Genomic DNA, 9,318 nt, shown 5'->3' on the forward strand with positions numbered 1-9,318 from the left:
GTCCTCCCCGACGCCCACCAGCGACGGGGAGGGCGGGGAGCCGGGACAGGCCCGGCACCAGGACGGAGACCCTTCCATGAGCGGCGACACGTACAACACGGTCAGCGGCCAGGTCGGCAGCGTCATCCAGGCGCGGGACATCAGTGGCGGCGTGACCGGCACCGTGCACACCAGCAGCGACGACGGCTCGTCCATCGACGCCCCGAAGGTCGAGGGCGAGGGGACGACGTTCATCTACGGCGGCAACCCGAACGGCGTGCGCGGCGAGTTCAAGTAGTCGGCATGGCGCTCGACTTCGACCGCGCCGACCAGGACGCGTGACGCCGTCGGGCCTGCCCCGGCCCGACGGCGGTTGCCTGTGACCCCGGAGCAGCGCTCCGGGACCGGCGGGGAGCCGGACACCCGAGTCCGTGCCACACACCGAAGGAGACCCCGGAATGCCGAGCCACCCCAGTGCCGATGAAATGCGTGACTACCTGGCAGAGACCGCCAAGTTGGCCGCCGATATCCCGGCGGACTCCCCCGAGCACGAGCGGCTTCACCAGAACATGAACGACGTGATCGACCAGATAGGCCGCGAAGGCGCCTGAACCACGGCGGCCGTAGCTGACGGTTGCCCGTCCATCCCCGCGCCCGCGTGGTGTGGGGGTGGGCGGGGAGCTTTCCGCTCCGTGTGCTTCATCCACCGAGAGGGGATCGTATGTGCACCATCAATCACGCGGCGTTCGCGAAGCCGGGCTATCTGATCGACACGCCGTGTCAGTCCATGGCACCGGCAGGGGCCCTGTTCACCCGCCTGTTGGCGCATCACGCTGAACTCGGGCTGACGGGCGAGCAGGTCACCGGGCTGCTGGATGTCTCCCGCGAGTACCACGACAAGCAGGTCGCGCTGCGGCTGGAGTTCGCCCGGGTCACCGAGCAGCTTGAGGTCAAGTGGGGCCGTGTCGACGCGGAGTTCGTCAACCTGCGCAAGGACCTCATCGCGCAGCACGCCGAACTCTTCGCCACCGATGAGGCCCTGTTCTTCGAGTACGGAGAGCGCGGTCATGCCCTGTTGTCCGATCGGCAGATCGACGCGGCAGAGGCCATCTACCATCGAGAGAAGGACGCCGGGCTCACGGCGCTGACGCCCTCGCTCAACAGCGCGGTCGGGCCCGCCTTCACCTTCACGGCCTGCCAGGAGGCAGCGGCGGCATGACCGGGAGCGCGGCAGGACAGTGGGCGGACTGGCTCACGCGTGAGCGTGACGCGCAGTCCGGCACGGACGGGAAGGCCCGTACCGTCTCGGCACTGAACGCCATCCGTGGCCGCGTCCTGGCAGGAGCCCGTATCGCCCCCGGGGACCGTGTGGTCGACCTGGGAGCCGGTACCGGACTCCTCGCCTGCGGCGCCGTCGAACTGGTCGGGCCCGGTGGCAGCGTCATCGCCATCGATCCGTCCACCCAAGCCCTGTCGCGCCTCCCCGCCACGGTCTCCGCCGTGGCGGGGAGCGCCCGCCGTCTACCGCTGCATGACGCGGTGGCGGACGCCGTCGTCATCCGCTCGGTTCTCATCTACCTTCCGGACCTGGAAGCGGTCGCCCGTGAGGCCGCCCGGGTCCTGCGCCCCGGTGGGCGGCTGTCTCTGTTCGAGCCGGTCAACGCACAGCGTGCCCACGACGCGGCACTGGAGGGTTTCACCGAAGCGGAGTTGGCCGGCCTGGCACGGGCCCAGGCGGACAGCGGCGAGCAGTCCCGCACGATGCTCGCCTTCACTCCCTCCCGCCTGCGTGGCGCTCTGGAAGCCGCTGGCTTCCACCTCCACAGCGCGGAGCTGGAGCCCCACCGGCAGCGACTGGCCGGCGAAGCCGCCGCTGCGGCCTACCTCGACCAGCGCGGACACGCCGGCGCCGCCACGGTGCTGGAACTGGCCACAGCCCTGTGGGGCGCGAAGGGCGCCGAACGCTACCGGAACGCCTGGCTTCAGGCCGCCCGGACACAAGGCGCGATCACCTTCACCACACCGACGCTGTACTGCACCGCCACACGCTGACTCCCGGCGCGCTGCGCTCGCAGCGCCACCGGGAATCCCAGCCCCACAAAGAACGGCCCGACAGGTGCGTCAACACCTGCCGGACCTGATCGAACCACCTGATGAAGCCAGGAGGTTGACCGTGAACAACCCTAGCCGCCTGCCTGCCGCGTTGCGGCCGGTGGCGCTGAACGAGCAGGAGCGCAAGGACCTGGCCCGGCAGGTCGCCGAAGCCAACCGGCGCAGCGAGGACAACGCGCGCATGAAGGGCGGCCAGTCATGACCGCCCAGGCCCCGCCGAGGGCGGATGACGCGCACGCCGCCGTGCAACGGCACGAGATGGACGACCCCGGGCTTGAGGCCGCGTTCGCGCGCCTGGCCATCGAGCACCCCCAGCGGTGCACCCCGCAGACAGAGCCGGACAGCACGCCCGATCGCTGACCCGCTCTGCCTGCCCCGGGCCGGGGGCGGCGGGAGCTCCCGACCAGGCAGCTCCCCGCCCCTGGCCCCTCCCCTGATACGGCGCGGCCCCGGTGCTGACACACCGGGGCCGCTTTCGGGCCGCCCCAACCTGAGAGGAAGCACGACCCATGGACCACATCGTCACTGTTCAAGAGGCCGTTACGGCCTTCGCCCCCTGGCGGGAGCCCACGGCCGGTGAACTGGCCGCCATCGAGGCCGAGATGCCCGTCATCACCGCCGAGGTCGACCTGTTGGACGTACAGATCATGACGCTCGACCGCCCCGCCAGCGAGCTGGACACCTTCCGGGTCCGGCGGGCCCTGCGCCGCGTCCTCAACGCGCGCCGCGACCTGGCCAACGCCCCGACCACCACGGGCGACGTGCCGGGGGTGGGGGCGTGAACCGGGAAGAGGCGGCCCTGAGCGCCGCGCACAACGAGGTGAAGTCCGAGCTGGCGCGTACGGACACCAAGGCGTCGCTGCTGCTCGCTTTCAACGGCGCGCTGCTGGCCGGTGTCCTCACCGCGGCAACCAACATGCGTATGACCACGGCCGGCGTCGTGGTCGGCGCCGCCGGGGCCGGGGTGCTGCTGGCGTCGGTGGCGCTGTTGCTGCTCACGGTCCGCCCGAACCTGAACGGCGGCGGTGGCTTCCCGCACTGGGCCACCCTCGCCCCCGACCAGCTGCGCGCGCACCTGGTCGCGGACCGTCTCCCGCACGACATCGGCAACCTGTCGAGGATCGCGGTGGGCAAGTTCGCCCGCCTGCGACAGGCCATCCACCTCACTTGCGCGGCCGGCGCCCTGCTGGTCTGCGCGGCCGGCATCACCCTGGCAGGTGCGGCATGAGCGTCCACTCCGACGAGCGCGTAACTGCGCTGAGCACTGCCCGGCATGCGGCCGTGGCCGAGCTGTGCGCCCTCAACGACCGGGGCCTGCGCCTGCGCTGGCGGCTGGTCTCACTCGACTACCAAGCCGGTGTCGCGCTGGTCTGCGAGAGCCCCGACCACGGCCGCATCCGCGAGGGCACGCCGGATGAGGCACCCGACCACGAAGGCGTCTACGACTGCTGCCCGTGGCCCTACCTCGAAGTGGGACCTCCCGCCCTGGCCGTCTACCTGGTCGCACTGCTCAACACCGACGCCGGGGGTGTGGCATGAGTCCCCGACTGGCCGCCGCTGTGGCGGCGCCTCTCGCGGCGGGCTGGGGTGTGCACACGCTGGTGTGGCGCCGCCGCCTGGAAGCCGCCCGCCGCGATCCGCTGACCGGTCTGCTGACCCGGGAGCTGTTCGAGCAGCGCGCGGTGCGCCTGCTGGCGGCGGGGCCGTGTGCGGTGGCCTTCATCGACCTGGACGGTTTCAAGACCGTCAACGACACCCATGGCCACGCGGCCGGGGATGCTGTGCTGACTGCCGCCGCCGGGTGCCTGTCCGACGCGCTGAACGGCCCGCCGGGCGGGATCGCGGCCCGACTGGGCGGGGACGAATTCGCCCTCGTGGCACCCATGGCCGATCCGGTCGCGCTGCCGTGGCTGCTGCGCGGCCTGCACGACGAACTGACTGTCCCGACCTGGGTTGATGGACGTGAGCTGGCGGTGGGCGCCTCGGTGGGCGGCTGTTGGTCCGGGGACCTGCCGATCCCCGACGCATCGTCGGCGATGCGTCGTGCGGATGAGGCCATGTACATCGCCAAGCGGGGCGGGGGCGGCTGGCTGACCGCCGCACCCGACGCACCCGCGCTGGCCACCGTCAACGGTCGCCGTGCCGGACGCCCCGGCACCCACCCCCGCACCGACACCGCCCCGGAGGTGAGTGGACAGTGAGTATCCAGATTCCTGCCCCGCCAGCCGCTCCCTCCCGCCGGGAGGAGCGGCGCCAGGACCGGGCAGCCGAGGCCGCGCAGCGCCGCGAGGACCTGCGCGCCGCGCGGGAGGAAGAGCGCACCGACCGCCGCGAGGCGGCACGGCTGCACACCGAGCAGCACACCGCCGACCGCCAAGCGCGCCTGGAGGCGCGGGAGAAGGCCCGTAAGGCGCGTACCAAGCGCCGCAGCGAGCGGCGCAAGGCCCGCACCCGCCGCCTGACCGCCGCACGTGCGGCGGTCAGTGCACACATGCCGCTGCCCGGTATCCCGGTCGTCGTTGTCTCGCTGGTGATGGGCTGGACAGGTCAGATGGACGCCGCCGTCGCCGCCGGCATGGAAGCCGCATCCGTCGGCGTGCCCGTGCTGACCGAGGGCATGACGTTGACCCTCGCGGGTCTGACCGCTGCCGCCATCAGCCACAAGCGCCCTCACCGCCGCCTCTACGCCGCTACGTGGGTCTCCGCGCTGGTGGCCGCCGCCGTCAACGCGGCCGGTCACCTTCTCCAGGACGCCAGCGCGGCCGGCCTGTACCGGGCCGGTGCGTTCGCCGCCGCCTCCCTGGCCGCGCTCATCCTGTGGGGCACCGTGATGCGCTCGCGGCGTGCGGCCCTGAGCGGCAAGAGCGCCGCCCAACTCGCCCGCTGGCGCCGCATCCGGCGTCGGCACCCGTGGCTGTCCGCGCGTGCCCGTCACCACGCGGACGCGACCGGAGCGGAGTTCGCCGAGGCGTTCGCTCTCGTGTGGGAGCGCCGGCACGGTGCCCCGCCCGGACAGCCGACCGTGCGCGAGATCCGTGCCACCCGCCGGGCCCAGCACCGCCGCAAGCAGGCAGCCGACTGGGACGGCACCCGCAGGCGCCGTACGCGTACGCGCTCCCTCCCCTCCCGTACGGGCTGGAAGGTCCGTTGGCGTACGCAGGGCCGTACGGACGGGGCCGCGTCCGGTGCGTACGCGCAGGCCAACACCCGTACGGTCACCCCGAAACCGGGCCCCGTACAGCGTGTGGCGGCCCAGCGGCGTACGGGCGTACACGGCACCCGCGCTCAGGCGTACACCGACGCGGAGATGGAACGCACCCGCCAACGCGCCGAGACCACGTACGCCGAATCCCTCGACGCCGGCGCCCCCCTCGGACCGGCCGCGCTGGGCCGGGAATTCGGCTTCAGCGAAGGCTGGGGACGCAAGCGCATCAAGGCCGTAGAAACCCGCCTGGCTGATTCCCCGCCTGCCCGCCTGTCGGCGGTCGGCTGATGTCGGCCGCGTTCGGCGAGTGCTGGGACCCGACCGGCGCCCGCTACGGCGTCCCCACCTACCCGTGGAAGTACGCCCCGGACGGCATGGCCACCCGCCGGCAGCTCCGCGCACGAGGACTGCGGCCGGGCGGGCAGCCGATAGCAGGACAGGTGATGCGCCGCTCCCGCCGCAACCCCGGCGGGGTGTCCGTGGCCTACCTCTACCGCCTCGATGCGGCCAAGCCCGTGCGGCGGATGACCTCCCGCAAGTGGGGCGCCCTGGCCCTGGCCATGCTCGCCCGCCGCACCTGCCCCAACTGCCGCCTGGATGCCGGGTACTGCATCCCGCGCTCCCTCGGCATGTGCATCCCCTGCGCCTACCCCGACGACCAATGGACCCCTGCCTGACCCACACCCCGCGAAAGGAATCCCGCGTATGAGCGATATCGAGAAGGCGTCAAAAGACGCGGTCGAGGCGGCCCGGCAGGGTGAGCAGTTCGCCATGCTCCTGGCCGCCGTCCAAGCCGCACAACAGACCCAGCCCGCACCCTGCCAGCACCCCCCGCCGCCCCAGCAGGGGGCAGTGGGCAAGTGGGTCGCCATCGGTATCGCGGGGACGTTCCTCGCGGTCGGGCTGGCCGTGTCCATGGTCGCGTTCGCCGTCGGCGCCGTCGCGCTCACCACGTGCGTGGTCGTGCTGCGCACCGTCTTCACCGACTTCACCCGCGAGGGGCGGCCATGAACCTCTGTGTACGTATCGAGCACCGTGACCGGCACCTGTCCCGCCGGGTGCGGGACATCGCGCAGGAGGCCGCCTCGCTGGTCGCCCGGCGCGTGGGGGCGCTGCCGCGTACCGAACTGATCCTCACCAACGGCCGGGACCTGGGCAAGCTGGCCACCGACGCGGAACGAGCCGTGGCCGGTGGGGGCAGCGCCGGCCGACGCCCTGATGAGAGCGTGTTCGGCCGCACGGTGCTCTCGCCCGGCGGGGTGCTGGTGCTGGTCAACGCCGACCGGCACACCGGCCGTGGCCGGGACGAGGTGGACACCACGCTCGTGCACGAACTCGTCCACGCCGCGCAGTTCCACCGCCCCGGCGCCCGCGCGGAACTCCTCGCCGGACTGCGGCACAACTACGGCATCGAGCCAATCTCCGATTCCCGGGCGCGCGCCATGAACCGGCGCATCGACCGGGACGAGCGCGAGGCCACGCGCCTCGAACGCCTTGCCCGCCACCTGTCATGAGGAGGGCCCGCATGTTCACCGCCGGCGACACCGTACGGATCGTCTCGTGCGAGGACGACCCCCGCGCGGCCGGACGCACCGGCCGGATCGTGGACGAGGTTCCGCCCGGCCCTCTCACGGCCGGCCGCTGGACCGTCCACGGCGTTGGCCCGCTGGTCGGGCCCGTTCTGTGCCGCACCGATGAACTGCGCAAGACCGGCTGACACCAACACAACCCCGGAGGAGACCGAAGCATGGCCCAGCGCATCTACACCACGGCCGAGAAGGCCAGGCGGGCCCGGCTGCTGGCCAAGGGCGCCAAGAACGCCTACGGCGACACCGCCGCCATCGACCGCGAGTTGGACCGTATCGAGGCGGTGGCAGAGGACCGCGCGCAACGCGAAGCACTCGCCTACCAGCGGGAGCTGAGCGCCGCCAAGGACGCGGTGGCCACCGCCAGGGTCCGCGAACGGGCCGCCTCCCACCAGGAGCGCGGCGCCGCACGCCAGGCCCGCAAGGACGCCGAGAAGCGGTTGCGCGACATCGAACGCGCCCGCAGGTAGCTCCGCCCCGCGACGACCGCCAGTGCCTGCCAGCGTCGTCGGTCGTCGCGGGCCCCTGCACCGCCCAAGAGACGAGACAGGAGAACCCCCATCATGACCGAGCTGACGGCGGCGGTGCCAGAAGTGGGCACCGTGCACAGCCTCGCCGACCACCGCGCCGCCAGGGAAGCCACGGCGGGGCCGAAGGTGTCCCTGGTCAAGCCGCCCGGGACACCTGAGCAGGAGAGGGCACGGGATCGGGTGTGGGTGCGCGGAATGCGCGCCGCACGCGTGGCCTTCAGCGATGAGCGCACCCGTACCGCCGGGCGTTTCGTGGTCCGGCACGGCTCCTACATGCTGTCGGGCAGTGGCATCCTCGCGCGCCGGGTGTGGGACGGACGCAGCGCTGCCCGCTACGAGCGGATGATGCGCACGGCCGAAGCCGCGGGCAACCCGGAGGAGGCCCGGGAGTGGGAGGAGCGCGGCAGGGCCTTCCGCGCGGCCCGGCACCAGCGCCGTATGGACCTGCTCACCGCCCCGCAGCGTCTGGCCAAGGGCGCCGCTGTCGGCGTCGGCGCCACGACGGGTGGGCTGCTGGCCCTGGGTGGCGTGCTGGCGCTGGCCGAGAGTGAACCGGCGCTGATCGTGGGCCCGTTCATGGCCGCCGTGGAGACGATCCGCTGGATCGTGGTCATCGCCTCGGTGGTGTGGGGTGCGGGCAAGGTTGTGGCGCCGTGGCTGGTGCTGCTGACGCTGTGGAACATCGGCCGCGCCCGCAGCGCCGCACCCGCCTGGGCACTCCCGGCCAACGAGCGCGGCAGCGAGGGGGAGCCGATCACCCCGTCCGTCGTGGTCCAGGCCCTGCGCAACCTGGGTATCGCACCGCTGCGCGGGGCCATCAAGGAGATGGAGGACGCCGGCGCCGGCATGCTCGGTCCGATCCGGATCGCCGGATGCGGCGTGGAGGTGGATGTCACACTGCCGTCCGGGGTCTCGACCAACGAGGTCCAGCAGCGGCGCCGCAAGCTGGCGGAGAACCTGGCCCGGCATGAACACGAGGTGTTCATCACCATTCCCGAAGCCGCCCGTACCGTGCGGCTGTGGGTGGCCGACTCCGGCGCGCTGGACGAGCCGATCGGCCCCTCACCGCTGGTCACCGACATGGAAGCGGTCGGGGACTACAAGGGCGGCCGTGCCCCGTGGGGCCAGGACCTGCGCGGAGATGCCGCACTCATCAGTCTCTTCCAGCGGCACATGCTCATCACGGGCCTGTCCAACCAGGGCAAGACCGCCGCGCTGCGGGCGCTGGCGCTGTGGCTGGCCCTCGACAAGAGCGTCGAGTTCCGCATCGGGGACCTGAAGGGCGTCGGGGACTGGAAGCCGTTCGAGGGCATCGCCAGTGTCCTGATCGAGGGGCCGACCGATGAGCACGTCGCGCGGGTCGTGGACATGCTCGAAGAGGGCGTTGCCGAGATGGAGCGCCGCATCATGGCCCCGGCCGGCACGACGTTCCGTCCGCTGATCCTGCTGGTGGACGAGGCGCAGGTGGCGTTCATGTGTCCCGCGCTCAGCGAGGATGACCGGCCCGTGGACGAGAACGGCAAACCGATCGGCGCTGTGGACAAGCGGCCGTTGGGTGGGACCAAGGCGACCTCGCGCTACTTCCAGGCCGTGCGGAAGATTCACAACCAGGGCCGTGTGGTGGACGTGCTGCTGTGGCAGGGCACCCAGGACCCCACCGATCAGAACCTGCCCAAGCTCGTGCGCGAGGGCGCCCACATCCGCGCCTCGCTGGTGCTGGGCACCGAATCGCAGGCGCGTATGGCGCTGGGGGACAAGGCCGTGGACGGCGGGGCCGCTCCGCACAAGCTGCGCCAGGGCCTGGACAAGGGCACCGTCGTGGTGGCCGGCGACGGCGTGAAGCTCTCCCCCGGCCAGTCCTCCATCACCATCCGCACCCACTACGTGGACGATGACCAAGCCCAGG

The 9,318-nt window shown here is 72.2% G+C and carries 17 protein-coding genes; all 17 read left to right on the forward strand.

The genetic code is table 11. The features are described from left to right. The coding region (locus tag NMN56_RS42565) for a hypothetical protein (RefSeq protein WP_283742571.1) at positions 1 to 277 on the forward strand (277 nt) is incomplete at its 5' end. A 160-nt stretch (positions 278 to 437) separates the two neighbouring features. Then, a complete protein-coding gene (locus NMN56_RS42570; protein ID WP_274046932.1) occupies positions 438 to 590 on the forward strand; it encodes a hypothetical protein in 153 nt (50 codons plus the stop codon). 110 nt (positions 591 to 700) lie between these two features. Further along, on the forward strand, positions 701 to 1,198 hold the full coding sequence (locus NMN56_RS42575; RefSeq protein WP_274046934.1) for a hypothetical protein: 498 nt from the start codon (positions 701 to 703) through the stop codon (positions 1,196 to 1,198). Continuing rightward, complete coding sequence (locus NMN56_RS42580) at positions 1,195 to 2,031, forward strand: class I SAM-dependent methyltransferase (protein ID WP_274046935.1); 837 nt, start codon at positions 1,195 to 1,197, stop codon at positions 2,029 to 2,031. The genes NMN56_RS42575 and NMN56_RS42580 overlap by 4 nt, the downstream gene beginning before the upstream one ends. Before the next feature lie 121 nt (positions 2,032 to 2,152). Next, positions 2,153 to 2,293 (forward strand): hypothetical protein, encoded by a 141-nt coding sequence (locus NMN56_RS42585; RefSeq protein ID WP_274046936.1) that lies wholly within the window; start codon positions 2,153 to 2,155, stop codon positions 2,291 to 2,293. Then, positions 2,290 to 2,451, forward strand: coding sequence for a hypothetical protein (locus tag NMN56_RS42590; protein ID WP_274046937.1), 162 nt, complete (start codon positions 2,290 to 2,292; stop codon positions 2,449 to 2,451). Before NMN56_RS42585 ends, NMN56_RS42590 begins: the two co-directional genes overlap by 4 nt. A 149-nt stretch (positions 2,452 to 2,600) precedes the next feature. Then, complete coding sequence (locus tag NMN56_RS42595; protein ID WP_274046938.1) at positions 2,601 to 2,873, forward strand: DUF6284 family protein; 273 nt, start codon at positions 2,601 to 2,603, stop codon at positions 2,871 to 2,873. Continuing rightward, complete coding sequence (locus NMN56_RS42600; RefSeq protein WP_274046939.1) at positions 2,870 to 3,319, forward strand: Pycsar system effector family protein; 450 nt, start codon at positions 2,870 to 2,872, stop codon at positions 3,317 to 3,319. Before NMN56_RS42595 ends, NMN56_RS42600 begins: the two co-directional genes overlap by 4 nt. Then, a complete protein-coding gene (locus NMN56_RS42605) occupies positions 3,316 to 3,630 on the forward strand; it encodes a hypothetical protein (protein ID WP_274046941.1) in 315 nt (104 codons plus the stop codon). The genes NMN56_RS42600 and NMN56_RS42605 overlap by 4 nt, the downstream gene beginning before the upstream one ends. Then, positions 3,627 to 4,292, forward strand: a complete 666-nt coding sequence (locus NMN56_RS42610; RefSeq protein ID WP_274046942.1) for a GGDEF domain-containing protein — start codon at positions 3,627 to 3,629, stop codon at positions 4,290 to 4,292. Before NMN56_RS42605 ends, NMN56_RS42610 begins: the two co-directional genes overlap by 4 nt. Beyond that, positions 4,289 to 5,584 carry a hypothetical protein gene (locus tag NMN56_RS42615; protein ID WP_274046943.1) on the forward strand — a complete coding sequence of 432 codons (1,296 nt, stop codon included), beginning with the start codon at positions 4,289 to 4,291 and terminating at the stop codon, positions 5,582 to 5,584. The genes NMN56_RS42610 and NMN56_RS42615 overlap by 4 nt, the downstream gene beginning before the upstream one ends. Beyond that, positions 5,584 to 5,973 (forward strand): RRQRL motif-containing zinc-binding protein, encoded by a 390-nt coding sequence (locus NMN56_RS42620; RefSeq protein ID WP_274046944.1) that lies wholly within the window; start codon positions 5,584 to 5,586, stop codon positions 5,971 to 5,973. The genes NMN56_RS42615 and NMN56_RS42620 overlap by 1 nt, the downstream gene beginning before the upstream one ends. 28 nt (positions 5,974 to 6,001) lie before the next feature. Next, positions 6,002 to 6,307 carry a hypothetical protein gene (locus tag NMN56_RS42625; protein WP_274046945.1) on the forward strand — a complete coding sequence of 102 codons (306 nt, stop codon included), beginning with the start codon at positions 6,002 to 6,004 and terminating at the stop codon, positions 6,305 to 6,307. Continuing rightward, positions 6,304 to 6,810 carry a hypothetical protein gene (locus NMN56_RS42630; protein ID WP_274046946.1) on the forward strand — a complete coding sequence of 169 codons (507 nt, stop codon included), beginning with the start codon at positions 6,304 to 6,306 and terminating at the stop codon, positions 6,808 to 6,810. The genes NMN56_RS42625 and NMN56_RS42630 overlap by 4 nt, the downstream gene beginning before the upstream one ends. Positions 6,811 to 6,821: 11 nt before the next feature. Next, positions 6,822 to 7,013, forward strand: coding sequence for a hypothetical protein (locus tag NMN56_RS42635; protein ID WP_274046947.1), 192 nt, complete (start codon positions 6,822 to 6,824; stop codon positions 7,011 to 7,013). A 30-nt stretch (positions 7,014 to 7,043) separates the two neighbouring features. Then, on the forward strand, positions 7,044 to 7,352 hold the full coding sequence (locus NMN56_RS42640; protein ID WP_274046948.1) for a hypothetical protein: 309 nt from the start codon (positions 7,044 to 7,046) through the stop codon (positions 7,350 to 7,352). A gap of 93 nt (positions 7,353 to 7,445) precedes the next feature. Continuing rightward, a partial coding sequence (locus tag NMN56_RS42645; RefSeq protein ID WP_430542854.1) for an FtsK/SpoIIIE domain-containing protein occupies positions 7,446 to 9,318 on the forward strand: 1,873 nt, incomplete at its 3' end.

It is taken from the genome of Streptomyces iconiensis, assembly GCF_028657195.3.
In the GTDB taxonomy this organism is placed as follows: Bacteria; Actinomycetota; Actinomycetes; order Streptomycetales; family Streptomycetaceae; genus Streptomyces; species Streptomyces iconiensis.

Bases quoted from the DNA above. Each gene is read 5' to 3' on its own strand.
- NMN56_RS42635 (WP_274046947.1), top strand. From the start codon at position 6,822: ATGTTCACCGCCGGCGACACCGTACGGATCGTCTCGTGCGAGGACGAC.
- NMN56_RS42590 (WP_274046937.1), top strand. From the start codon at position 2,290: ATGACCGCCCAGGCCCCGCCGAGGGCGGATGACGCGCACGCCGCCGTG.
- NMN56_RS42605 (WP_274046941.1), top strand. From the start codon at position 3,316: ATGAGCGTCCACTCCGACGAGCGCGTAACTGCGCTGAGCACTGCCCGG.
- NMN56_RS42595 (WP_274046938.1), top strand. From the start codon at position 2,601: ATGGACCACATCGTCACTGTTCAAGAGGCCGTTACGGCCTTCGCCCCC.
- NMN56_RS42640 (WP_274046948.1), top strand. From the start codon at position 7,044: ATGGCCCAGCGCATCTACACCACGGCCGAGAAGGCCAGGCGGGCCCGG.
- NMN56_RS42575 (WP_274046934.1), top strand. From the start codon at position 701: ATGTGCACCATCAATCACGCGGCGTTCGCGAAGCCGGGCTATCTGATC.
- NMN56_RS42610 (WP_274046942.1), top strand. From the start codon at position 3,627: ATGAGTCCCCGACTGGCCGCCGCTGTGGCGGCGCCTCTCGCGGCGGGC.
- NMN56_RS42570 (WP_274046932.1), top strand. From the start codon at position 438: ATGCCGAGCCACCCCAGTGCCGATGAAATGCGTGACTACCTGGCAGAG.
- NMN56_RS42625 (WP_274046945.1), top strand. From the start codon at position 6,002: ATGAGCGATATCGAGAAGGCGTCAAAAGACGCGGTCGAGGCGGCCCGG.
- NMN56_RS42580 (WP_274046935.1), top strand. From the start codon at position 1,195: ATGACCGGGAGCGCGGCAGGACAGTGGGCGGACTGGCTCACGCGTGAG.
- NMN56_RS42620 (WP_274046944.1), top strand. From the start codon at position 5,584: ATGTCGGCCGCGTTCGGCGAGTGCTGGGACCCGACCGGCGCCCGCTAC.
- NMN56_RS42630 (WP_274046946.1), top strand. From the start codon at position 6,304: ATGAACCTCTGTGTACGTATCGAGCACCGTGACCGGCACCTGTCCCGC.